Annotated in this window: 24 protein-coding genes; 4 read left to right on the top strand and 20 right to left on the bottom strand. The window is 30.6% G+C overall.

The window, feature by feature from the left end:
* Window positions 1-60 precede the first annotated feature (60 nt).
* Together lptB and DMA14_RS09415 are read left to right on the top strand one after the other, a co-directional pair.
* Window positions 61-801 (top strand): LPS export ABC transporter ATP-binding protein, encoded by a 741-nt coding sequence (gene lptB, locus DMA14_RS09420; RefSeq protein WP_111379889.1) that lies wholly within the window; start codon window positions 61-63, stop codon window positions 799-801.
* Between the two features lie 82 nt (window positions 802-883).
* On the top strand, window positions 884-1,108 hold the full coding sequence (locus tag DMA14_RS09415) for a DUF5808 domain-containing protein (protein WP_238989939.1): 225 nt from the start codon (window positions 884-886) through the stop codon (window positions 1,106-1,108).
* A gap of 111 nt (window positions 1,109-1,219) precedes the next feature.
* Here DMA14_RS09415 and DMA14_RS09410 read toward each other — a convergent pair whose 3' ends face one another.
* Together DMA14_RS09410 and DMA14_RS09405 are read right to left on the bottom strand one after the other, a co-directional pair.
* Entirely contained in the window at window positions 1,220-2,074 is an 855-nt protein-coding gene (locus DMA14_RS09410; RefSeq protein WP_111424447.1) for a glycoside hydrolase family 25 protein, read from the bottom strand.
* A gap of 9 nt (window positions 2,075-2,083) precedes the next feature.
* Window positions 2,084-2,794 (bottom strand): CDP-alcohol phosphatidyltransferase family protein, encoded by a 711-nt coding sequence (locus DMA14_RS09405; protein WP_111424446.1) that lies wholly within the window; start codon window positions 2,792-2,794, stop codon window positions 2,084-2,086.
* 191 nt (window positions 2,795-2,985) lie between these two features.
* On the opposite strand from DMA14_RS09405, the gene DMA14_RS09400 reads away from it, so the two are divergent.
* Both DMA14_RS09400 and DMA14_RS09395 read left to right on the top strand, forming a co-directional pair.
* Entirely contained in the window at window positions 2,986-4,053 is a 1,068-nt protein-coding gene (locus tag DMA14_RS09400) for a putative type IX sorting system protein PorV2 (protein ID WP_238989938.1), read from the top strand.
* 38 nt (window positions 4,054-4,091) lie between these two features.
* Complete coding sequence (locus tag DMA14_RS09395) at window positions 4,092-5,228, top strand: lipoprotein N-acyltransferase Lnb domain-containing protein (protein WP_111424444.1); 1,137 nt, start codon at window positions 4,092-4,094, stop codon at window positions 5,226-5,228.
* A gap of 4 nt (window positions 5,229-5,232) precedes the next feature.
* Here DMA14_RS09395 and DMA14_RS09390 read toward each other — a convergent pair whose 3' ends face one another.
* The 18 genes from DMA14_RS09390 to DMA14_RS09305 form a co-directional block, all read right to left on the bottom strand.
* Window positions 5,233-6,627, bottom strand: a complete 1,395-nt coding sequence (locus DMA14_RS09390; RefSeq protein ID WP_111424443.1) for an exopolysaccharide biosynthesis polyprenyl glycosylphosphotransferase — start codon at window positions 6,625-6,627, stop codon at window positions 5,233-5,235.
* Window positions 6,628-6,691: 64 nt separating this feature from the next.
* A complete protein-coding gene (locus DMA14_RS09385; RefSeq protein WP_111424442.1) occupies window positions 6,692-8,032 on the bottom strand; it encodes an O-antigen ligase family protein in 1,341 nt (446 codons plus the stop codon).
* Window positions 8,029-9,138, bottom strand: a complete 1,110-nt coding sequence (locus tag DMA14_RS09380; protein WP_111424651.1) for a glycosyltransferase family 4 protein — start codon at window positions 9,136-9,138, stop codon at window positions 8,029-8,031. Before DMA14_RS09380 ends, DMA14_RS09385 begins: the two co-directional genes overlap by 4 nt.
* On the bottom strand, window positions 9,135-10,058 hold the full coding sequence (locus DMA14_RS09375; RefSeq protein ID WP_317047250.1) for a glycosyltransferase: 924 nt from the start codon (window positions 10,056-10,058) through the stop codon (window positions 9,135-9,137). Before DMA14_RS09375 ends, DMA14_RS09380 begins: the two co-directional genes overlap by 4 nt.
* Window positions 10,059-10,252: 194 nt before the next feature.
* The gene (locus tag DMA14_RS09370) at window positions 10,253-10,807 is read right to left on the bottom strand and encodes a serine O-acetyltransferase (protein ID WP_111424440.1); all 555 of its coding nucleotides are present in this window, start codon (window positions 10,805-10,807) and stop codon (window positions 10,253-10,255) included.
* A gap of 13 nt (window positions 10,808-10,820) precedes the next feature.
* Window positions 10,821-11,978 (bottom strand): glycosyltransferase family 4 protein, encoded by a 1,158-nt coding sequence (locus DMA14_RS09365; protein ID WP_111424439.1) that lies wholly within the window; start codon window positions 11,976-11,978, stop codon window positions 10,821-10,823.
* Window positions 11,960-13,360, bottom strand: a complete 1,401-nt coding sequence (locus DMA14_RS09360; protein WP_111424438.1) for an MGDG synthase family glycosyltransferase — start codon at window positions 13,358-13,360, stop codon at window positions 11,960-11,962. The genes DMA14_RS09365 and DMA14_RS09360 overlap by 19 nt, the downstream gene beginning before the upstream one ends.
* Window position 13,361: 1 nt before the next feature.
* On the bottom strand, window positions 13,362-14,246 hold the full coding sequence (locus tag DMA14_RS09355) for a hypothetical protein (protein WP_111424437.1): 885 nt from the start codon (window positions 14,244-14,246) through the stop codon (window positions 13,362-13,364).
* Complete coding sequence (locus DMA14_RS09350) at window positions 14,246-15,679, bottom strand: MBOAT family O-acyltransferase (RefSeq protein ID WP_111424436.1); 1,434 nt, start codon at window positions 15,677-15,679, stop codon at window positions 14,246-14,248. Before DMA14_RS09350 ends, DMA14_RS09355 begins: the two co-directional genes overlap by 1 nt.
* Before the next feature lie 35 nt (window positions 15,680-15,714).
* On the bottom strand, window positions 15,715-16,848 hold the full coding sequence (gene neuC / locus DMA14_RS09345) for a UDP-N-acetylglucosamine 2-epimerase (RefSeq protein ID WP_111424650.1): 1,134 nt from the start codon (window positions 16,846-16,848) through the stop codon (window positions 15,715-15,717).
* Window positions 16,841-17,881 (bottom strand): N-acetylneuraminate synthase family protein, encoded by a 1,041-nt coding sequence (locus tag DMA14_RS09340; RefSeq protein WP_111424435.1) that lies wholly within the window; start codon window positions 17,879-17,881, stop codon window positions 16,841-16,843. Before DMA14_RS09340 ends, neuC begins: the two co-directional genes overlap by 8 nt.
* A 22-nt stretch (window positions 17,882-17,903) precedes the next feature.
* Entirely contained in the window at window positions 17,904-18,569 is a 666-nt protein-coding gene (locus tag DMA14_RS09335) for an acylneuraminate cytidylyltransferase family protein (protein ID WP_111424434.1), read from the bottom strand.
* Window positions 18,562-19,194, bottom strand: a complete 633-nt coding sequence (locus DMA14_RS09330) for a CatB-related O-acetyltransferase (protein ID WP_111424433.1) — start codon at window positions 19,192-19,194, stop codon at window positions 18,562-18,564. Before DMA14_RS09330 ends, DMA14_RS09335 begins: the two co-directional genes overlap by 8 nt.
* Window position 19,195: 1 nt before the next feature.
* Entirely contained in the window at window positions 19,196-20,209 is a 1,014-nt protein-coding gene (locus DMA14_RS09325; protein ID WP_111424432.1) for a glycosyltransferase family A protein, read from the bottom strand.
* A 2-nt stretch (window positions 20,210-20,211) separates the two neighbouring features.
* Window positions 20,212-21,153, bottom strand: a complete 942-nt coding sequence (locus DMA14_RS09320; protein ID WP_111424431.1) for a beta-1,6-N-acetylglucosaminyltransferase — start codon at window positions 21,151-21,153, stop codon at window positions 20,212-20,214.
* 3 nt (window positions 21,154-21,156) lie between these two features.
* Complete coding sequence (locus DMA14_RS09315) at window positions 21,157-22,041, bottom strand: FkbM family methyltransferase (protein ID WP_157957697.1); 885 nt, start codon at window positions 22,039-22,041, stop codon at window positions 21,157-21,159.
* Between the two features lie 102 nt (window positions 22,042-22,143).
* A complete protein-coding gene (locus tag DMA14_RS09310) occupies window positions 22,144-23,010 on the bottom strand; it encodes a glycosyltransferase family 2 protein (protein WP_157957696.1) in 867 nt (288 codons plus the stop codon).
* On the bottom strand, window positions 23,007-23,855 hold the full coding sequence (locus DMA14_RS09305) for a glycosyltransferase family 2 protein (RefSeq protein ID WP_111424428.1): 849 nt from the start codon (window positions 23,853-23,855) through the stop codon (window positions 23,007-23,009). The genes DMA14_RS09310 and DMA14_RS09305 overlap by 4 nt, the downstream gene beginning before the upstream one ends.
* Window positions 23,856-23,859 lie beyond the last annotated feature (4 nt).

Raw genomic sequence — 23,859 nt, 5'->3', positions numbered from 1 at the left:
GTTTATTTGTTAATTTGCAACGAATAAACGATTTATCGATTAAACGATTAAACTTAAAAAATGAAATTAAGAGCCGATAATTTAATCAAAACCTATAAAGGACGAAGCGTTGTAAAAGGAATTTCTGTTGAAGTAAATCAAGGAGAAATTGTAGGGCTTTTGGGACCAAATGGAGCGGGAAAAACAACGTCTTTTTATATGATTGTGGGATTGGTAAAACCAAATCAAGGAAATATTTTTCTTGATGATTTAAATATTACTGATTATCCGATGTACAAACGTGCACAGCAAGGAATTGGTTATTTGGCGCAAGAAGCTTCTGTTTTTAGAAAATTAAGTATTGAAGACAATATCTTAAGTGTTTTACAATTAACTAAACTTTCTAAAGAAGAGCAAATTGCCAAAATGGAAAGTTTAATTGAGGAATTCAGTTTAGAACATATTCGCACCAACCGAGGCGATTTGCTTTCTGGAGGTGAACGTCGTCGTACAGAGATTGCACGCGCATTGGCAACCGATCCAAAATTCATTTTGTTGGATGAGCCTTTTGCAGGAGTTGACCCTGTTGCAGTTGAAGATATTCAGAGAATTGTAGCACAATTAAAAAATAAAAACATCGGAATCTTAATTACCGATCACAACGTTCAGGAAACTCTAGCAATTACCGACAAAACATATTTAATGTTTGAAGGAGGAATTCTTAAAGCCGGAGTTCCAGAAGAATTGGTAGAAGACGAAATGGTTCGCCGCGTTTATCTTGGACAAAACTTCGAGCTTCGTAAAAAGAAATTGGAATTTTAAGAAAAGTGTTCAGTGTTCAGCCTTAAGTAATCAGTTTTTTTACTGAACACTAAAAACTGAACACTGATTACTAATCTAAAATATGATGAAATCAGAAAAACCAACTCAGGAAGATTACGATAATTGGCATAAAGACCCAAAAAATTGGTATTTCTTCAATAGCTTTTATTACAACCCAAAAGACAAAAGATTACTTCCTCCCAAAAAGATTCAATGGATGGGCTACACAGTAAATTTTGCCAATCCATACTCTGTAATGCTTTTATTGCCTTTTATAATAATTGTCATTTTGGTTTTATGCAAATAATTTTAAAAAAGTATTCAGTGTTCAGATTTTTAGTGTTCAGTTTTGAACTAAGACTAAAAAACTGTTTTTTTGACAAAATCTGAACACTAAAAATCTGAACACTGATCACTATTACTCAACCGTAATAAAATGCAATTGTTCTAAATCGCCATTGTAAATATTAACATCAACACGATGTTTGATTCCTGGTAAAGAAGCCTTTTCTGTAAACTGCCAAAACAGCCAATCATCTTCAATTTTTTCTCTGTAGAAATTGTAATTGGCAATCCAAAACAAATAATCTCCGAATTCTTCTTTTAAAAAATCAGAATAATATCTTTCTCCTGAATAAATGATTGGGCGAACTTGATAGTGTTTTTCTACTTTAACGAGCCAACGCTTTAATCCTTTTTTCAAACTGTCTAAAGATTGATTTTTAGGCAATTTTTCGATATCCAAAACAGGCGGAAGATCTCCCTTCTGCAATTTCACTGTTTTGATAAAAAGATCAGCTTGCTCTATTGAATTTTCGTTAGGACGATAATAGTGGTAAGCACCACGCATTATTTTATTCTCTTTTGCGCCTTCCCAGTTTTTTTTAAATTGCCTGTCTACACGATCATTTCCTGCCGTTGCACGAATAAAAACAAACTGAACGGGATATTTTTCGTCCAAAATTTCGACTTCTTCCCAATCTACTTTTCCTTGAAATTCAGATACGTCTATTCCAATTACTTTTCCTTTATGATTTTCTAGAACTCGAATATTTCGAACATCAGAAAGATGTTTGCCAACCTCATCTTCATCTAAAACTTTTTCTGTTTTAAAACCTAAGTAATAAGCAAGTCCTTTGCGATAATGATAGATTATCCCAATAAATAAAAGTGCGAAAAAAATCAATAAAAGATCTCGAAAAAGTCTGCTTAGAAAAGATCTTCCTGCTGGTTTTCTTGAATATGTTTTACGATAAGTCGTTTTTCTTGCCATTAAACAGAATTACTTTTTCAAAAAAAGATTATTAATGATCGACAGCAATACATAAAAAGCAATAATTAATGGAATTGCTATATACTGAAGGAAAACAATCATTAATACAGAAATAATCAAAAACACAATTTGAAGTGCGTTTTCTTTAAAACTGAATTTTTTAATTTTTAAAGCAAACAACGGAATTTCAGCATTTAAAATGTAAGCGCTGCATAAAGTTATCACCAATAAAACCCATTGATTAGTTAAAATTTCTAAAACCATCAAAGAATCTGAAAACGAAATAACCAAAGGAAGACTTAAAATAAACAAAGCGTTCGCAGGTGTTGGCAGTCCGATGAAAGAATCAGTCTGACGCGTATCGATATTAAAATTAGCCAAACGGTAGCAAGATCCTAAAGTGATAATGAATCCTAAAAACGGAATTGCTGGATGTGTTCCAAATTCATGAGCACTATTAGTAAACATGCTATACATAACATATCCTGGCGTTACACCACTCGTAACCATATCCGCAAGAGAATCTAACTGCAATCCAAGCGGACTTGACACTTTAAATAATCTAGCAAAAAAGCCATCGAAGAAATCAAAAAAGATTCCCAAACAAACCATATAAAAAGCCATTAAATAATTGTTCTGAGAAACATAAACTATTGCGACACAGCCGCAGAAAAGATTTATTAATGTAATTAGATTTGGAATATGCTTTTTAATGTTCATAGCTTTAATTTTTGATAATGGCAGAGAACAAATTTAGTATAATAACTCGATGAAAAACGAGTTTTTTTGAGAGTTTTTTATTTCTAAGTGCGACTTTGGGAATATTTAAGTAAAGGAACTTATTAGATGAGTAAAATATTATATTTTTGATGAAAATTTAAAACAGGCCTCGATCTGCAAAAACATATCAGTTGAAGAAATATTTAGTGTTTTTATTATTTTGGAGTTGTACTTTTCAATATGCACAAAACGTTCGAAAATATTCGAATGAGTTTATGAATATTGGGGTTGATGCCGCTGCTCTTGGAATGGCAAGTGCCGTAACTGCTTCTTCAAATGATGTAAATGCAGTTTACTGGAATCCGGCAGGTTTGACACATCTAGAAGATCATCAGATTGCTTTAATGCATGCCAGTTATTTTGCCAATATTGCACAGTACGATTATATAGGTTACGCAAGTCCGATTGATGACAGAAGTGCGTGGGGAATTTCGATGATTCGTTTTGGAGTAGACGACATCATGGACACTACGCAATTAATCGATAACCAAGGAAATATTGATTACAATAGAATCAGCCTCTTCTCTACTGCAGATTATGGTTTTACTTTTTCTTACGCTCGTAAACTGCCTGTTGACGGATTCCAATATGGAGTAAATGCTAAAGTAATCCGAAGAGTAATTGGAAAATTTGCCAATTCGTGGGGTTTTGGATTTGATATCGGACTTCAGTTTGAAAGAAATGATTGGAAGTTTGGCTTAATGCTTCGCGACATCACTACAACTTATAACGTCTGGAATATTGATGAAGAAGAGTACCAAAAAATCGCAAATGCAATTCCAGGAGAAAACAATACTTTACCAGAAAGCACAGAAATTACATTACCAAAAGCACAGTTAGGTGTTTCAAAACGATTTGATTTTCATAATGAATGCAGTTTGGTAACTTCTGCTAATTTAAATATGAGATTTGAACAAACCAATGATATCATCTCCTCAAAAGCTGTAAGTATAGACCCAGCTCTAGGGTTTGAGTTTGGCTATACCGATTTGGTTTTCGTAAGAGCTGGTGCAGGAAACTTTCAAAATGTAATGCAGTTGGACAATACCGAAAAAGTAAATTTTCAACCTAATATTGGCGTAGGATTTAGATATAAAGGCATACAAATTGATTATGCACTGACCGATTTAGGAAACCAAAGCACTGCATTGTATTCTAATATTTTTTCGTTGAAAGTAGATTTGGGTATCTTTAGGTAATGATTAGAAACCCTCATAACAATTAAAATTTTAAAATCATGAAAACTGTCATGTTCAAAAAAGCATTTTTTATTTTATTCTTCTTATTCAGTTTTATTGGCTTCAGCCAAAGTTTAACTTTATCGAAGGACGCAAAAATAAGCATTTTGACTTGCGGTCTTGGAAATGAAACGTATTCCTACTTTGGACATACCGGAATTAGAGTTTTAGATCCTGCAAACAATTTTGACGTTGTTTATAATTACGGAACTTTTGATTTTAGAACTCCAAATTTTGTTTTGAAATTTGCTAAAGGAGATTTGCAATATTTTGCGACTGTGCATTCATTTGCTGATTTTTTTAATGAATACACTTACGAAAAAAGAAGTATTTATGAACAGGAGCTACTGATTTCTCAAGATATAAAACAAAAGCTATTTAACCAATTAAATGCTGTTTTAGATTCTGAAGAGCGCTATTATACTTATAAATTTATCGATAAAAACTGCACTTCGATGGTTGTTGATGTGGTGAATAAAACTTTAGGCGGAAATGTAATCGTTAAAAAAGAAGATACAGACAAAACTTATCGTTCTATCCTATTCCCATACTTTGATGGACATTTTTACGATCAATTGGGCACCAGCATTATTTTTGGAACTAAAGTCGATCAAATGGGAACCAGAATTTTTCTTCCTTTTGAATTGAAAAACAGTTTGGACAAAACTACTTTCCAAAACAGACCTTTATCCGCTAAAAGCAAAACACTATTAGAGTTTACAAAAGAAACACCTAAATCTTGGTGGAATAACATTTACACCTATCTTTTTATTTTGCTTTTTGTAATCTTCGCCAAAAACAAAACAGTCGATAAAATCTATTTTCTGATTCTATCTTTAATTGGGATATTCTTCGTTATTATGGGATTTTATTCATTTCACCAAGAACTGGCGATGAATTATAACGTATTACTTTTTAGTCCGCTTTTATTGGTTCTAGTTTTGTTTTCAATTTTCAAAAACAAACTATGGACTTATAGATTTTCGTTAATCAACTTTGTGCTTTTAGTGATTTACTTTTTATTTTTAATCAATAAAGCACATTTCTTTATCACTTTACCGTTGATTATTACAAGCGGAGTGGTTTTAGTGCGAACCGCAATTCGCAACAAAAAACCAATTCCGATTATAATTTAAAATTTTACTGACCTCTGTAGAATAAAACTGTCGTAATAGTTTTGAAAGTAATACTCAAATCTAGAAATATACTTCTGTGTTTGATGTAATATAGATCGTACTGAAGTTTTATCAAACTTTCATCTATTGATTCTCCGTAAGAGTAGTTAACCTGTGCCCAACCCGTAAGCCCGGGTTTGATTACATGGCGTGTCTCATAAAAAGGCATTACAGCAGCAATTTCTTCAACAAAAAATGGTCTTTCAGGTCTTGGTCCGATTACTCCCATGTCTCCTTTTAAGATATTAATGAATTGAGGAAATTCGTCAATTCTAGACTTTCGCATAAATTTACCAAACGGAGTAACTCTTTTATCATTATGAGTCGCAAAAACAGCTCCATCGGTTTCTGAATTCTCGGTCATAGTTCTAAATTTATAAATTTTAAAAACTACTCCATTTTTACCTACTCTTTCCTGGGTATAAAAAAGGCTTCCTTTATTAGCAAAAAGGTTGCAAACAAAAATTATAGGAATAAAAACCAAGCTAATCAAAAGTCCTAAAACAGAAAACATAAGTTCAATAAGACGAACGAAAAATAAATAGAGTTTGTTGCTATTACTTCTGCTAAAGGGAAAAAATCTATAAAAATCTCTTTCTATATGATGAACAGGAATTCGTTGTGTTTTGCTTTCGTAAACTTGCGTGTACTCGCGAATAATATTTCCTTTTTCCAATAAATGAAGCAACTGCTGATATAAGTCGGAAGTAATACCATCTGTTTTCTGAGAGGCGATTACAATTTCTGAGACATAGTGGGTAGACACAAAACGTTCTAAATCTTCCTTCTTTATTTCGCTTACATAATGAAAATCTAAATTCTCATCTGTAATGGAATCAGAATTAACAAAACCAACAATTTTGTAATGAGGATCAACGCTTTCCAATCCTAAAACTAATTCTTCGACTTCGCTTTGATCACAAATCAAAACAACATTTTGCGAAAAACGATGAGAGGCTAAAAAATAGCAATAAAATAAGCGCCAAAGCAATAATGTAATTAGAATTGTAAAATAAAATATTACTATTACTAATCTTTGTTTGGGTAATACAGGAGATAGAACTGGCGTAAGTAAATAAGCCAAAACAGTAGCAGTAGCTGTAAAAATGATATTCTGCAGAATCTGAAGATGATTGCTTGCTACTTGTAAATTATAGATTTCAAATATCACACCAAAGGCATAAAGATAGCTGACTAATAATAGTATACTTAGCGAGCTACTTAAATCAAAAGTGAAATAATGATAATCAAAGATTGCGCTTAATAGATATAAAGCAAATAAAATAAAAACAACATCGAAAGTAAGGAGCAATATCTTCCTCTCCGAAATTTCGAAATGCATTTTCTTTTTTGACAACATCACTTGTAGGTTTTAATTTGGTTAGGGCAAAGCAAATGTATCGTAAAAAAATATAACTAATCTATTAATTTTCTGTTTCTTCAGGAATTTTTAGTTGAATAGAAAGAAGGCATAGTGCATATACAAATGCAGGGGCTGCAATTCTTAATGCTGCATGATTTATTGTTAATAACCAAAAAAGGAAAAAAGAGAAAAAATATATATGTTCTCTATTATTTACATAAAGAGCAAAAGGTGTGAAAAGTAAAATAAGAAAACTAAATATACCAAATAATCCATGTTCACTAAGCAAACGTGAAATTTCGTTATGAGCAGCTACTGCTTGTCCAAGTGATTCTTTTCTGTTTTCTTTACCCATTCCTACTCCAATACCTAAAATAGGGTTGTCCAGAAATAATTTTAAATCTGTATCAATAACAGCCTCTCTTCCTCCTAATCGATCTTTTTTTATCCTTCCTTTAGCATCTTGATTTGCATATCTCTTTTCAATAAGCCCATAAGTTTGTAAAGAAGAATAAGAGAATATTCCAATTCCTAAAATTCCTGCTAATAAAGAAACTAAAGCGATTTTTCTCCTCCCCCTTTCATTTGAAAAAGAAAAAAAAACTAGTAGCATACATAGAATCATGACAACCCCTGTAATAACTCCACCTCTAGAAAAAGTCGCAATACCTCTGTAACTTACAAATATTAATAAAATAGCATTTAATATTATTTCTTTTTTAGATTTTGAAAAAAGGACCAATTGCGAAAAAAAAATAAACATTCCTAATCCTAAAATTGTAGATACTTGATTAGGACCAAATCCTCCTGAAGTTTCAAAATTAGATTGAGTTCCTGTTACTACATCTCTTACACTAGGATTATATAAAAATAAATAAACAACTGTCGAGACAATTGGCAGTCCAATTGCAATTAATATGTTCTGCAAATTTGAAAATAAAATCTTCTTTTTATACATATACATAGAAGTAATCGCTAAACAAAGCGACCCTGACAAGTTAAAAGCTATAGCTTTTTTAATATCAAAATCAAGGTGCTCAGCAAAAATCAGAATTAAAATCCCAGGAATTAAGAACAACAAAAAAACAATATATAAAAATGACCTTATTGAGAAGTTGTTGTAGAACATACCAATTATCATGAAAAAAATCACGAGAAATTTTATATATTCATTATTAAAATTACCTCCAGTCATCCGCAGAAAAACCTCAATTCCAACAAGGTATGCGGCTACAAAAATTACTTCGTTATTTTTATTCTGATTCCGAATGACAATGGAAAGCCCTACAATAGGCATTAACAGTGCATAAATTTTTGATAAAAATGGCAAAATAAAAATAACCAATCCTAAGATTACATGAATCAAAACGAGAAAGGTATATGATATTGACTTATTTTTCATTTTGTGATTTTTTCTATTGTAAGAACATCAGGAATAAAGGAATTCAACCATAAAAAGTAGTCTTCAATTATTCTTTCTTCACTAAAATTGGATTTAATCTTATTATACAAAGCCAAACCTAACTCCTCTCTATATTTTTGATCTAAAATTAGCTTTTCAATTGCTACTACCAATTGTTTAAGGTTTTTAGATTCTATTATTATTCCCTCTTTATTTGACGTAATCACATTTGAGATCTGCCCTACATTGGTACTTATAACAGGTAGTTTGTGAAGCCCATATTCTAATACTGCCAATGGGAGACCTTCCGATAGTGACGGCAGCACTGCAATATTTGATTGTTGAAGAGCAGATGAAACATTATTTGTTGTTCCATAAAAGAAAATGTTTTTTTGCAATTTTAAATCATCTACAAGTTTTCTAAGCTTCTTAGAATAATCATCCTCAAAATCCTTCCCAAAAACATGAAAAGTCCAATCTGGACACTTTTCCTTTATTAAATTTGCCGACTCAATTAATAATTCATGATTTTTCTGCGGACGTAAATTAGCTACGCAAACAATCCTCTTATTGTCACTACCCTTCAAGCTTAATTTTGCATCAGTTTTTAGCGATTCATCAATGAAATTTGGTAAATAAATAATATTTGAACAAAACAAATAACTATTTGCCCAATTTTTTAAATCCATGTTTACCGAAATGATTCCTGCAAAAAAAAGCGATCCCATTTTTAAACTTAAATTTTTTCTTGCTGACAAATCTTGAGAAACTCCATAATGATCGTGCCAGATAATCGCAATTTTGGGCAAAATCAATTTTATCAGTATTGCTGTAAAAAAAGAAGAACTATGAGCATGAATAACATCTATTTTATTCTTTTTTATATATTTTTGAAGTTTTAAAACAGATCTAAAATCGATTTTTCTATTTTTTCTTAAAAACAAAAAAGAAACTCCTTTATCTATTTGTTCTAAAAGGGGCCCTTCTTTTCGTGTTGACACTAGACCCGAAAATTCTATTTTTTTTGATAGTGCATTAGCATAATTCACTGCCATTCTCTCAGCCCCTCCAGGTTCTAAAGAGTCTATTATTTGCACTACTCTCATTTTAACGTCATTTTTTTTATTTCTTTTTGGAATACCTCCATTGTATAATTTTGAGACCATTTAAGAGCTAATTCACTTTTTTCAAAAAAACAATCTTCATTCGATAATAAATTCTGTATTTGAATTAAATCTTCTTCTAAATTCATATTTGACAAAATCCCTCTTTTCCCATAATTTAGCATAAAAGGGATACAAGAAACTTTGGTAGCAATTGGAATACACCCCCAAAACATTCCTTCAGCAATTGCCTTTGGCCAGCCTTCACTTTTGGAAGGTAATATCACAAAATGACTTTTTTTATAAAATTCTTTAAGAGTTTCTTTGTTTTGATTTCCGTGCAAAAAAACAAACTTTTCAAGTTGATTCTTTTTTATATAATTTTCTAAACTAGCTCTTTCAATTCCTTCCCCAAAAACATGAAGCACCGCCTTATTATTATTTTTAATTAACTGCTCAACTAGTTTTACAGCATACATTGGATTTTTACCCGAAACCAAAGTCCCAACAAAAACAAAAGTATTTTCGGCACTTTTATTATCTTTCACTATAGCTTCTTTTTCAGAATCAGAATACGTCGCGGTAAAAAATGATTTAATATTTTTTGACTGATTTTCCCATTCTCCATAGACCAAAACCTGCATATTCCTAGTTAAAAATGTATTGTTTAAAATCCATTTTTGCATTCTGTATGTCAGTGGCTGTTTGCTCTTTGGATCCCAATTTCCTGCATACTTTGCTGTCTTTTTTTTCGAGGGATAAAGTATTTGAACTATACATCCTAACAATCCCACATTTCCTGGACACCTTAAATGGATGTGATCCGCATTATGCACAGCTTTAATGATAACCAACATATTAAAAAAAGTTGAAAAAAAACTTTTAATAATATTCGAAAAACTATTTAAATTAAAATCAATCAATTTATAATGTTTTCGAAATGAAAAAGGAATTTCTTCTACTAGAAGTCCATTTTCATTTTTCCAAACTGGACAGCAAAACAAAATATCATCAACATATTTTTCCCAAACGACTAATTCTTTTACATAAGGACTGTAAGCAAAACTTTTTTTACCTTTAAATATAAACGGAGCTCCTGAAATAACTAATAGTTTCATTAAATATAGCCTTTAGAACCATTCTTAGATATGACTATAGCTGGAACACCCAACACTACTGAGTTATCTTCTATGGGAGTATTCACAAGTGAGCACGCTCCTATTACAACCCTATTTCCTATCGCAATCTTCCCTGAAACAACAGCATTTGCACCGATATAAACTTCATTACCAATTACAGGCACTCCTCTATTTGTTCCTCGTCCAGAAACTCCTATTGTAACACCTTGTGAAATATTACAATTATTCCCAATTACTGCGTAAGCGTTAATAATTATTCCACCAAAATGTCCAATATAAAAAGAATGTCCAATTTTTGCAGAAGCTGGAATAGAGATTCCCGTTATAATTTCAATAGTTTTTTGACCTATCAACGCCATAAAAGTGAATAAAAATCTAAATGGTTGCCACTTTATTTTTTCGAAAATAAAATGGGCAATTCTATATTGAAAAACAGCCCAAAAACCTTGTGTAAAAAATACAATCCCAAAAAAACTTCCTCCATAATTTTTATACTTCCTGTAATCAGATTTTATGAGTTGGAATACATTCATAACTTTAATTTCTTTAATTCGAAAAATTTATCAAAGATTCAAAAAAATCAATATTTTGACATACAATTACATTCAATTCATATTTTCCACATACAAAATCGCGCGCTTTTTCTCCTATTATTTTTGCTTCTTCTTTGTTAGAAAGCACCCAAACAATTTTTTTAGCAATGTCTTCAGGATTATATGGATCACATAATAGTCCCGTAATAAAATCTTTGATTGCTTCAGGTCCAGGACCATATTTAGTAAATACAACTGCTTTCTCCATAGCCATTGCTTCTGGAGCTACCAAACCTTGCGTTTCCATATGTGATGGAAAAATGCAAACAGAAGCTTCAGAATATGCTTTCGGTATATCCTCATAAGAAATAGCTCCATGAAAATGAATATCTTCCGCTAATTTGCCTAAATACGGAATTTCATTTTTTTTAAGCATTTCAATATAAGAGCTCCCATCAGGGAAAAACCAATCTCTACCATAAATTTCAAGAGTTACATTTGGGAACTCTTTTTTTACATATGGAAAAGATTGAATCAATTGACGTATTCCTTTTTTTTCGCAAACTGTGCCAGCAAAAACAATTTTGTTCTCTCTTTCATGTTTACTTTCGATTGGTTTAAAAAAGTCTGTATCAATAGGATTGCTTATGTAAGATATAGACTTCTTATTAAAGCTTAAATACTTCTCTGTATGTTTTTTTACATATTGAGAAACAGCTATAAAGCCATCGCTTTTCTTAAATGATCTTTTTTCCTGAAAGCCTTTCCATTTATTAATCTTTCTTTTTTCACTTTCGGCAAAAAAATGATGTCCGCCGTGAAGTCTAATAATATATTTTACAGATTTTATTTTGGAAATGAATGCGAGTCCAAGTTCGGAAGATTCAATAATATGAATAGGATTCTCATTATGAATTTCTCGGAGTTTTGAATTGATTGCTTTAGAATTGAAATACCAAGATAATCCCTTTATTTTATTTGGTTTTAATCGATATACGTTTACCCCATCAATATTTTCAGTTTCGCTTTTTAACGTATAATTAGTTCCTACAACAGAAACTTTAATTCCTTTTTTTACTAATGCAATAGCCAAAGTCTTAACAAAACTTCCAATTCCTCCATGTGGGAACCCTTCTTTTGGATATTCATTTGTTAAGAAACAGATGTGCATTTTGAACTTGTTTTAATTATCTTTTGTATTTTATCAGAAGAATTATTATAATCTTCTAAAACAATATCTTTCCATCTTAGCATACTTTCAGTGCATTTTTTGGAAAATGTAAGCTTATCTACTATTTCCTCTTTACTGTTTAACCAAATAACTGCGTCAGAATCTGGCATACTTTTGAAATGTTGATAATTATAAATTGTCTTTACAGACCAATCATTTACGGTTTTATTTTCCTGATCATAATTAATAAACACACAAGGTTTATTAAACATAGCAAAATCAAACCCCATTGTCGAACCTACATTTACAACAATATCTGAGTAAAATGCAGTACTAACTAATAATTTGACATCATCAATCGATGGATAAACAAGATTCCATTCTTTTGATGGAGTGAAGTACCATAAAGGAGAAGCTTCCTTAATTAAATCTTTATACCGATCTAATACCTTATCGAATCTACCTGACAAATCTACTGGACATCTTCTTAATAATATCTGATATTCGTTTTGCAGATTAGCTTTGGTAATTTCTTCTGCAATATCATTTAAATAAGATGGATCATCTGGAGATGTTTTTGTATCATCGCCTGAGAAACATATAATTTTTTTATTGGGGTCTAGATTGTACTTTTCATAAAAACCTTTTTTATCAATTATATTCTCCGAATCATTATAAAATTCAAACTGAGGAGTTCCAGTTACATGAATCTGCTCTGGTTTTATTTCGGGATAATACAAAGTCAGTTCTTTTTTCATATAATTTGACCAAACCATATAGTGATCTGCTCGTAATGCCATACGTGCCTTAGGCAAATTATCCCAAGAATAAATAACTGTTGCTGTTGGAATATTTAAGTCAGTTGCAGCACTAAATACTGTAGCCGCCTTTAATGCTCTTTGATGAGAACAAAAAACAATTGAAGGTTTGGTTTCTTGTAAAATTTCTTTAACCTCTTTATAAAATGCATTCCGACAAATGGCTTTTTGATATTTTTCCTCCAGTTTTAAAATTCTAGAGTAATTTTTACAGTATGGTGCTAAAATCTGAATTAATTTGTAAAAAATCTTTTTAGAAAATGATTTTTGCTTCCAATTCCAATTGGTCAATAATGTTTGATTATTAACCTTAGAGTCATTATAATATAACCTTGAAAGACATATCAATTCTCGAAGAAATTTTTCTTTGACAGATTCTTTATAATAAGGAATTACAATATCTTCATTGATTAAAGTATTCTCTTCAATTGCTTTTATAGTTTCTGAATCGAAATTATGAAAGAGAATTAAATCTGCATTAAAATCTTTAAATACATTTGAATAAAGATAATTCCTTATACCAACACCATCTGGAAACAATAATAAAACCTTATCTTTTTTCATTCTATTTTTTGGTAAAAAAATCTCTTAATATCCTTGCTGTAAAAATCTTGGCTCCAGCATCACTCATATGGCCACAAGACGAAAAGTATTTATCTTCAACAACTACATTTTCATAGTTATGAATCTCTGGATATATTTTTTTAACCTTATCAAAATAATTCATTCCAACAGTATTTTCACAAATCGGAGTCATTACTGGAATAAAATTTATATGATGTTCTTTACAAATATTTTTAATTTCTTCGTAATATTTGTTACGATTTAGTGGGGTCAAATTGACAATATTATTTTTCATATTGCCATTTTTATGTTTTTGAAGAGGATAATATCCTAAATTATCTTGTGCATTTGTTTTTTTGCCAACAGAAATGAAAAAAAATTCCCTAAATCCAATCTTACTGTCATATTTTATATATCTATAAAAAGGAACATAATACAGCTCATTAAAGTCTGATTCATTAGAGAAATGATCTTTTATAATTTCTGAGTTATGAATGTATGGCAAGAATCTTGCAGAAATTCCTTCCGCTTGATGATCGTTAGAAAGATTTAAGTCAGCCTCGAGGATAACATTTTTTATTTCATATTTTCTTTCAATCATTAATTTTAACATTAGAGAGGCTTCAAACAAGTGCCCCCCACTCATTCCATAATTAAATGTTTTTAATCCTTTATCTTCAAACATTTGAGCTACAAAATGGTTATTTGCTCTTGAAGATCCTAAAATAACAACATCATATTTTTTAGCTTTCGAATTAAAAACCTGTTCGATTTTTCCTCTTTCGTTAGATTGCATAAAGGCATAAGTATAGATACCGTCCAAAAGAAATGCTATTAACACAGTTATTAAAACAATCTTCGCTGTATAAATTAAAAATCTCTTCATTAGAATTGAAAGTATATAAATTCTTTATAATCTGAAAAAGTTCCAAAAGCCATAATTGCTAAAATTGCTAAAGCTGTTTTTAACATGCTCATTTTTCCTGAAAGCGGTTCTACTTTAGTGCGATTATTCCATTCTATCAAAACAAATATTCCAATCATAAGTAATAATTCATAGCTATATCGTTCATTGTCGAGATACTGAAAACCGAAATCTTTACTTGTTAGGATGCGTTTCAAATATGAAACCGCATCAGTAATTGTTCTTGCTCTAAAAAAGACCCAAGCAATACAAGTTAATACGAAGGTGTATAATATACTGGCAAATACTTTTATCGAATCAAAATTGAATTTCAATTGGATCGTGTCCATATTGTTTCGATTGCTATTTGATAAAAGTAAAGGTAGAAAGTAGACTGCATTTATAAATCCCCAAGCAATGTAAGTCCAATTAGCTCCGTGCCAAAAACCACTGACTACAAAGATTATAAAGGTGTTTCTAATTTTCATCCAAAGCCCACCTTTGCTTCCTCCCAATGGTATATATAAGTAGTCTCGAAACCATGACGAAAGCGAAATATGCCAACGGCGCCAAAACTCGGCAATATCTCTCGAAAAATAGGGATAATTAAAATTTCGCAACAAATCTAAACCGAATAATTTTGAAACTCCTAAAGCAATATCTGAATATCCTGAGAAATCTCCATAAATCTGAAAAGCGAAGTAAATTGCTCCTAAGATAAGTGAGAAAGAATTCATAGAAGTATAATTATCAAAAATAGCATTGGCATAAGGTGCACATGTATCAGCGATAATTACTTTTTTGACTAATCCCCAAATGATCTGATAAACACCTTCTTTAGCTGTCTGAAAATCGAATTCTCTTTTTACTTTAACCTGAGGCAATAAATGCGTTGCTCTTTCTATAGGCCCAGCAACAAGAAGTGGAAAATAGCTTACAAATAAAGAATAATCCACAAAATTATATTCTGCCTTTATTCTTTTAAAATAAATGTCAATGACATATGAAAGTCCATGGAAAGTATAAAATGAAATCCCGACAGGAAGAATAACATTTAATAAAAGAGGACTTGCCTTAAATCCAGCCGAAGTCAATAATTCGGCAAAAGAAGAAGCAAAGAAATTATAATATTTAAATACCCCTAAAAAACCCAGATTAACTGTAATACTGAGCCAGAACCAAAATTTTCGGCTTTTCTGAGATTTCCCTTTTTCAATTTGAATTCCTGTGTAATAATCTAAAAAAGTTGAAAAGACTAATAAAAACAAAAATCTCCAATCCCAACAAGAGTAGAAATAATAACTCGCAACAATTAATAATGCATTTTGTGTGCTTTTATTTTTGTTGAAAACAAACCAATACAAAAAGAAAACGATTGGCAGAAAAATAGCAAATGCTATGGAATTAAAAAACATAAATATTTTAAAGTGCTATTGATAAAATCAGATATTTATATATCTCTAAATTGTTTTTGATGGTTAAGATGCCAAATATCGTTTTTCTTTAATGATTGCAAAAATAATTCGCTACTATTTCCTGTACCAAAATCATTATCTGAAATGTCAATTTTATGAGAATCTATTTTCGAAAGTGCGTCAACTATATTTTCTTTCGAATAATCAACATTTATAATATCAGCGTGAACTGCTCTATTTTGTTGACGTGTTCCAATATTTATAATTGGAATTCCGTAATATGGAGCTTCTCTTATTCCAGCACTGCTGTTGCCAATAATAAACTGACTGTTTTTTAATAATGTTAAAAAATATTCAAATCGAAGCGAAGGAAAAATCCTAAATCTTTTATTCTCTTCCAATCTTTTAAATTCATCGAGGATATATTGACTTCCTAAATCATTATTGGGATAAATGACAATATAATTGTGACTATCGTTCAATAAACTATCAACAAAATTGGCTGCATATTTTTTCATCGAAGCAAATTCTGTAGTTACAGGATGAAACATCACAATTGCATATTCAACAAATGAAATTCCGTAGTAATTTTGTGCTATTTCTAAAGAAGGCAGATTTTCCGAAAACATAATATCTATATCTGGAGAACCTATTGTAAATATAGATTCTTTTACCTCTCCCATTTGAAGCAATCTTTTTGCCGCTTCTTTATTAGAAACAAAATGGATGTGACTTAACTTACTTACGCTATGGCGAATAAGCTCATCTACTGTTCCCGAAATTTCTCCTCCCTCAATATGAGCTACCAAAATATTATTTAACGATCCTACAATAGCACCTGCCAACGTTTCAACACGGTCACCATGTACAACAATCATATCCGGCGTTATTTCTTTACAATAATTAGAAAGTCCCTCAATGGTTTTTGCTAATGTCAAATCCATTGTAGTTTCGTGCGTATGATTTTCAAATGTAAACACATTTTTAAAATTGCAACGCTCAATTTCTATCAATGTATAACCATATACTTCTTGAAGATGCATTCCGGTTACGAAAACAAAAACCTCAAATTCTTGTTCTTTTTCAAGTGTCTGAATTAATGATTTTATTTTACCAAAATCAGCGCGGGTACCTGTTAAGAAAAGTATTTTTTTAAGAGAATTACTCAAAATCAATAAAATCTAATTGTTCATCATTTTCAATATCTCTTACTGCAATTTTTCCAATAATGCCATTAAAATGTTCTGCTAAAATTTTGCCTGTACCTGGTCTCTTTACCCAAATATTTTCTTTAGATAGAGCTTCTCCTTTTTTAATAGATCTAATAGCACAAACTGTAGCAAAAGCAAAATCAATGGTAACTTGTTCTTCAAGAGCTGGTTTTTTGGTTCCGCCTCTCATTAAAGCAATTTCAGCACTTGAAGTAATAAGCTCAGCACATGCATGTTCATCCATACTACATATAATATCTGGCCCTTGTCTCTGCATATGATCCGTAAAATGTCTCTCTAAAATACTTGCACCAAGAGCAACTGCTCCTAAACAAGCATTATTATTTAAGGTATGGTCACTTAAACCAAAGACTTTATCAGGAAAAGCTTCGTGCAATTCTACCATTGCTCCAAAACGTACTAAGTGAATTGGAGTAGGATAAAGATTAGTTGTGTGTAATAAAGCGACAGGGACATTATATTTGTCGAAAATAGCAACTGCTTTTTGAATACTTTCAATTGTATTCATCCCAGTGCTAAGAATTACAGGCTTTCCAAAAGATGCAATATGCTCTAATAAAGGATAGTTATTACACTCTCCTGAACCAATTTTATAAGCTGGAATATCAAACTTCTTTAGTCTCTCGGCTGCTGCTCTTGAGAATGGAGTAGAAATAAAAATCATTCCTTTGCTCTCTACATAATTCTTTAATTCCAATTCTTCATCTTCATTTAAAGAGCATCTTTCCATTATTTCATAGATTGAAACATCTGCATTTCCTGGAATTACTTTTTTAGCAGCTCCTGACATTTCATCTTCAACAATATGAGTTTGATGTTTTACCACCTCAACACCTGCTCTGTGAGCAGCATCGACCATTTCTTTGGCTACTTGCAAAGAACCTTCGTGATTAATACCAATTTCGGCTATAACTAAAGGAGGAAAATCAGGTCCAATTTTACGACCTGCGATTTCTATAAATGGATTCATTAATTTCTAAGATTTGGGATTTTTATTTCTTTTGACATAGGTATTTCGCATAATCTAAATCATCTTGCGTATCGATATCAACTTGTGCAAAAATATGATTTACTTCGAATGGTAATGCATTTTCTGAAATAATTATATCATTCAGTATTAAAGCTTTTTTTGTAATGTAAAGTAACCCATTTTCAAAATAAAGCGGTTCTAGATCTTGGCTTCTTTGCCCGAAAGTATAATTGAACGGAATAAATTTGTTATCACTAATTTTTCCAAATTTTTGATGATTTCTTGAAACTGTAAATAAACTGTCTCTGTTTTCCATCTGGAATTTTTCAAAAGCTTCTCGAAGTAGATTGTCTGGACGCAATGGATTTGTTGGCTGCAATAAAACTACATTTTCAATTTCTTTAGAATCTATATTTTCTAAAACATGTTTTAAAGCAGAAGCGGTTGGTTCCAAATCTCCTGAAATTGATTCTGGACGATCGATTACTTTTACCCCAAATTGCAGAGCTACTTTTTTGATTTCAGGATCATCTGTAGAAACATAAACCTCATCAATTATTGCTTTGTTTTCTTTTGCATAAATAATGGAATGAACAATAAGCGGCAGATCACCTAAAAGTTTAATGTTTTTTTGTGGTATTCTTTTAGAACCTCCTCGTGCAGGAATTATAGCAATTGTCTTATTCATATATGCTATTTTTATTTTCAAAATCTTTAAAAAACAAAGGTTTTATTTTTTTTATTTCAGATTCTGAATAATTCCACCATTGTAATTCTTCAATTTCTTGGATAACATTCTCAGAAAATCTCTTTTTAATTATTTTTGCTGGCACACCTCCAACAATTGAATAAGGTAATACATCTTTTGTGATTACAGAACCAGCTGCTAAAATAGCTCCATTTCCAATAGTAACGTTTCCTACTATTATAACATTGTGCCCAATCCAGACATCATTGCCAATAACAACTTTTTTATTCTCTTTTAAAGAGTTTAGTTCCCCATCAAATAAGTTTTTATTAATATAAGTCGACAAATAATGAATTGGATGATTTGAACTATGAATTGCTACATCTGCCCCAATCTGACAATACTTGCCTATTGTAATATCTCCTCCGAAAAAATTATTATATCCCAATGTAGTTCCATAACCTATTTCAATACTTCCGGAGAAATTGCATCGATCGGGAACTGCATTTTTTCCTTTAAATGTCACGTTTTGGATTCCGCGAGAAAAACCTGAGAGCACAACATTTTCTTTATTCTCTACAGTGTTTAAAAAATACAACAATATTTTTTTAATGAAATTTCTCATACTAATAGTTTTGAGCCTCTTTTTTTGTCAGTCCTTTATATCTCAAGAATAATTTCCAAAAAGTTTTTTTAATCATAATCTTAAAAAGTGATTTTGTAAATCTATCAAAATATGTTTTCGGCTTGTAAGCAGAATTAATTGGCACATTAATTTCATCTGCTTCTTGAACAAGTAAAACGTAAAAATCATTCATCCATTCCTCAAAAACATTGCCCATATGGTAGGTGTAGTTCGCCTCTGTTGTCAACCTCCAATATCCTTTTTCTTCAACTGGCTGGTCTAAAATATATGTTTCACTATCTCCTCCTAAAGAATAAGAAGTGTATTTCGTTTTTAAATGCTCGAAAATTTGTCCACGATATGTTGCGACAAAATGTCCCGCCCCTATAATTGCTCTAATATTTTGAGAACTAATGGTTAGATTTTTTTTTAAGTGATTATCATTATAAAAATTGGCGTTTCCAATACTATTGGCAAACTTCTTCATTGCATCAGGATTTAAAACTTTAGTAAATTTCAAGTCTGAAGAGAAAATATTCTCAATTATTACATTACTCGTATATTGCTTTAAAACTTTAGAAGAAGGCGTACTTCCCACTGCCCCCGCTTTTTTAAAAGCATCAAATACTTCATATGTCGCTTTTTGCCAATTATTTAAAAACAACACATCTGCATCCGTAATTGTAATTAAATCAAATTTATGCCCCACTAATCCTTTAAGAATAGCATTCAACTTTCCTATTGCGGTGGTATGAACAACTTCATGAATTTTATTTTCTTTTCTTAGCTCTTCTAAATAATCTACCACTTCCTGACAACTTCCATTATTTACTATAGTAAAATAAGTCTTATTATGACTCGTTTTGAAAAGTGATTCCAAGCAATATTTAAGTATTTTAAAACTATCTCTAAAATATCCCTCATGATTCGGTATATAGACAGGAACTATGATTTGATGAAAGAAATCATTTTTTTTTTGGCGCTTATCTTTATTTGGATTAAAACCTACTCGCATTTTTAATTCATTTGAGAATGATAAATATCTATTTTATCTAAGATCCCTTCATCAATTGCAATATCAAATTTTCTTGCGAATAACTTAGAATTTGGTTGAGAACTTAATTCTTCAAAATCGTTAGAGGTAAAAGTAACTGGCAAATCACAATTTTTCCTTTCCCAGTTAGCATAAGTTAGAAACGACATGAGATTCATTTCCTGATTTTTTTCAGCTAGATACATAACAATCGACTGAAAAAACATCTCGTCTGGCAGCAACGAGTAGGTGTGATATTTTACAAATCCAGGATTGTTGTCAATAAATTCAGTAATCTTTTTTACTGTATCAATTGTCAAAGCCCACCATTGACTTCCCCCGTATGGTAAAATATAACTAGGATATTTTCTCCTTTTCAAAATTTTACAAACAAAATCATACTGTCCTGCTTTAATCAATCTGTAGATTTTTTTTAAAGTTTTTTGGGTAAAGAAATCATTTTCAAAAACTGACCCAATTTGCAAAAAGTCTTCCTTTCTATTAGATAAATTAAATTTGTATTTTTCGATCCTATCCTTTGACCAATTTTTATATGGAAGTGGAAAAACATCTATAAATTCACTATTTGGATGATTTTTAAAGTACGTTTTTATATCAGAATTCGATTTCAATGGATAATCCTGTCCACTTAATAAAATACAATGCCCCGCTTTCACATCAGAGACTATCTGTTTCATAGAATTTATGGTTGCTTGGACTATTCCGATATGTCCCCATATTCCTTCTTCCCTTTGCTTTACAAAGTTTACATTTTGGATGTTGGCCATTTCTTTTATAAATGGATCTATCGAGACATTTTTATCGACATGTATGTAAAAGAAGCAATCCGGGGCCTCCAATTTTTGAATTAATCGTCTTACTTGCTCTGGGCATTTGTGAGCTAATATTATGAAATTTAACTGCATAAATTATGATTTCTTATTAACTAAATATGTATTAATACCTATTGTCAACTCCCCTTCATTAATAATTTCAAATCCATAATCATCAAGAATTTTGCAAATTTCCTTTCTGCAATCAAACTCATCATGAATTTCAATCGCAATACATTTAGTTTTCTTTAAAAACTCTAAATCAGAAACAAGAGTGTTAAAAATTTGTTTTTCAGCACCTTCAATATCGATCTTAAGTATATCAATATGCTCAAAATTATTTTTGGTTGCAAGATCATTTATAGTGTAAGCTTGAATAGAATTGAGATCGTTAGATTCCTCTACTCGAAAAGCCCAATCTGCTTTATCTCTAAAATCACTTACGATTTTTACTTTCGAATTTGAAGACCAAACAGCTCCCATAATTTTAAAAAATTCAAAATTCTCCTTTTCTTTTAAATTAAAACTCAAAACTTCGAAATTCTCTAAATTTGGTTCTACTAAAACAATACGTCCTCTTTGAAAATGTTCTGTAAAAAAAACAGAAGTCAAACCAATATTACTTCCTAAATCTATAATGTTAAGATCGTAGCCTTGAGCATCATGAAAATATTCTTTATAAAGATTTACAACTGGAAGATATTCTTGTTCCTCCATAACTTGGTGAAAAACATCAAAATCACTTGATGGTTTTTTTCTAAGTTTTAAAACAGAAGATAATCGTTTAAAATTTGTAATATAATATTTGTCATTTTCTTCAAGTAAAATACCATTATATTTCACTAAATAATTATAGTAAATTGATAAATATTTTTCATTTTTCGTCAGGTCAATTTTAAGCGCTTTTTTAAACTTATATAATAAACAATGCATTGCATTATTAAAATCAAGTCTGTTCAAATCCTTAAGAACTTTAATCATTCTCATTTCCTTTTGTTGGTAGTATTTAGTAATTTGACAAATAAACGTTTCTAAACAAAAATAAAGTTATTGATATAGCCATTTTTTTTATTACTTTAAATTTTAAAAATACTTTTTTATAAAATAATTTGTTCTAAGCCATACGCCCATATCACTAACATTTATTGGATTATTTTCAAAAATCATATTATTTCTATTAATATGGCTTTTTAGAAGTCTCACTTTAATATAATAGAGTATAAATGGATTTTTAATCTTCATTCTTTTAAAATTATGATACATCTTCTTTTCTATACCAAGATATTTTTTTTGTTGTAATGAAAGTCGATCTGGATGATCGTATTCTCTATAAAAAGCCAAAGGTTCATTTATATAATATACTTTGTGTCTGTAAAACATACGCTGATAAAAATCTATATCTTCACCAACTTTAATACTTTCATCAAATACTAAATCAGACTGAAAGACTTTTTTTCTAATTAAAGGCGTAGGTGATTTTACAACCCATACGCCTAATGCATTCCAAAAAACATATCCTGAACGTTTTTTTATTTTGTTTTCTGCTGCACCATAATATTTTCCTATAAACTTCCCATTTTCATCTACAACGGCTACAGAACTATGAACACAATCAATAGAAGGGTTTTCCAATAATATTTTTACTTGTTTTTCAATTTTTGAGCTTTCCCAAAAATCATCATCATCAAGAAAAGCGATGTATTCGCCATTAGCCAAATCAACTCCATAATTTCTTGCCGAAGACAATCCTCCATTCTCCTTGTAATAATAATTACAATTTGAAAAATTATTACAGATCGATTCGGCATAATTGATATTGCAACCATCATCAATAACCAAAATCTCAATATTCTCATACGTTTGATTACTAACGCTTAAAATTGATTCATGAAGGTACTTTTCACGATTATAAGTAGTTATAATAACCGAAACTAATGGCGCTTCTTTCATTTTTTCACTATTTTTCTTAACCATCTAATAGGAGCTAAAACAAATGTTCCGATTCTAAATTCTAAAGAATTCTTATATTTTAATTCATTTTTTTTATTTCGTTGTGCCAAAGAAGTCAAAACATCTATTGTCTCAGAAAAATTTTCACGGTAAAGTTCAATATGTTTCTTGAAAATGTAATTGAGATTTGTTTCTCTATGATGCATTTTCGAGTTTTTAGACATTGAAACCTCTTTCCGTCTATAATTAAATAAATATTCAGGTATTATATATATGTTCCCACAGTTTTTTGTAAGACGAATCCAAAATTCCCAATCTTCAAATCCATTTTTCATTTGCTCATCATAGCCTCCTATTTCTAGCCAGCATTTTCTTCTAAAGAGAGCAAATGAAACACAATTGTTTTCAAACAAAAAATCTTCAACACTTCCTCCAATAGAAGCATGAAGAGATATAACCTGATTTTCATTCGCAAATATGTTACAATAACTTGAAACTGCACTTATTGTTTGATCATTATTTAAAATTTCAACCGCCTTTTCTAGAAATAATTCATGAAAAGTATCGTCTGAATCAATTGTTAAGATATAAGAGCCGTTAGCCGAATTAATTCCTGCATTTCTTGCAGCACTTAATCCTTGATTTTCTTGAGTAATTAATACTATTTTTTCATGTTTGATTGTTGCTAAGACTTTCTTTGTTTCGAAATCTGAGCCATCGTCAACAATAATTACTTCAAAGTCCTTAAAACTCTGATCCATTACAGATTTCACTGTTTCCTGTATATAATTCTTATCATTATAACACGGAATTACAACTGTGACTAAAGGTACATTTAAACTCATTTTT

The organism is Flavobacterium sharifuzzamanii, assembly GCF_003254585.1.
In the GTDB taxonomy this organism is placed as follows: domain Bacteria; phylum Bacteroidota; class Bacteroidia; order Flavobacteriales; family Flavobacteriaceae; genus Flavobacterium; species Flavobacterium sharifuzzamanii.
The sequence above is the reverse complement of the archived record's forward strand: the minus strand, read 5'-3'. Positions and strand labels throughout refer to the sequence as shown.

Bases quoted from the DNA above. Each gene is read 5' to 3' on its own strand.
- DMA14_RS09315 (WP_157957697.1), bottom strand. From the start codon at position 22,041: ATGATTAAAGTTCTTAAGGATTTGAACAGACTTGATTTTAATAATGCA.
- DMA14_RS09360 (WP_111424438.1), bottom strand. From the start codon at position 13,360: ATGAAAAAAGATAAGGTTTTATTATTGTTTCCAGATGGTGTTGGTATA.
- DMA14_RS09370 (WP_111424440.1), bottom strand. From the start codon at position 10,807: ATGAATGTATTCCAACTCATAAAATCTGATTACAGGAAGTATAAAAAT.
- DMA14_RS09380 (WP_111424651.1), bottom strand. From the start codon at position 9,138: ATGAGAGTAGTGCAAATAATAGACTCTTTAGAACCTGGAGGGGCTGAG.
- DMA14_RS09310 (WP_157957696.1), bottom strand. From the start codon at position 23,010: ATGAAAGAAGCGCCATTAGTTTCGGTTATTATAACTACTTATAATCGT.
- DMA14_RS09325 (WP_111424432.1), bottom strand. From the start codon at position 20,209: ATGCGAGTAGGTTTTAATCCAAATAAAGATAAGCGCCAAAAAAAAAAT.
- DMA14_RS09305 (WP_111424428.1), bottom strand. From the start codon at position 23,855: ATGAGTTTAAATGTACCTTTAGTCACAGTTGTAATTCCGTGTTATAAT.
- DMA14_RS09350 (WP_111424436.1), bottom strand. From the start codon at position 15,679: ATGTTTTTTAATTCCATAGCATTTGCTATTTTTCTGCCAATCGTTTTC.
- DMA14_RS09405 (WP_111424446.1), bottom strand. From the start codon at position 2,794: ATGAACATTAAAAAGCATATTCCAAATCTAATTACATTAATAAATCTT.
- DMA14_RS09415 (WP_238989939.1), top strand. From the start codon at position 884: ATGATGAAATCAGAAAAACCAACTCAGGAAGATTACGATAATTGGCAT.
- DMA14_RS09410 (WP_111424447.1), bottom strand. From the start codon at position 2,074: ATGGCAAGAAAAACGACTTATCGTAAAACATATTCAAGAAAACCAGCA.
- DMA14_RS09340 (WP_111424435.1), bottom strand. From the start codon at position 17,881: ATGAATCCATTTATAGAAATCGCAGGTCGTAAAATTGGACCTGATTTT.
- DMA14_RS09355 (WP_111424437.1), bottom strand. From the start codon at position 14,246: ATGAAGAGATTTTTAATTTATACAGCGAAGATTGTTTTAATAACTGTG.
- DMA14_RS09335 (WP_111424434.1), bottom strand. From the start codon at position 18,569: ATGAATAAGACAATTGCTATAATTCCTGCACGAGGAGGTTCTAAAAGA.
- lptB (WP_111379889.1), top strand. From the start codon at position 61: ATGAAATTAAGAGCCGATAATTTAATCAAAACCTATAAAGGACGAAGC.
- DMA14_RS09330 (WP_111424433.1), bottom strand. From the start codon at position 19,194: ATGAGAAATTTCATTAAAAAAATATTGTTGTATTTTTTAAACACTGTA.
- DMA14_RS09390 (WP_111424443.1), bottom strand. From the start codon at position 6,627: ATGTTGTCAAAAAAGAAAATGCATTTCGAAATTTCGGAGAGGAAGATA.
- DMA14_RS09395 (WP_111424444.1), top strand. From the start codon at position 4,092: ATGAAAACTGTCATGTTCAAAAAAGCATTTTTTATTTTATTCTTCTTA.
- DMA14_RS09365 (WP_111424439.1), bottom strand. From the start codon at position 11,978: ATGCACATCTGTTTCTTAACAAATGAATATCCAAAAGAAGGGTTCCCA.
- DMA14_RS09385 (WP_111424442.1), bottom strand. From the start codon at position 8,032: ATGAAAAATAAGTCAATATCATATACCTTTCTCGTTTTGATTCATGTA.
- DMA14_RS09320 (WP_111424431.1), bottom strand. From the start codon at position 21,153: ATGCAGTTAAATTTCATAATATTAGCTCACAAATGCCCAGAGCAAGTA.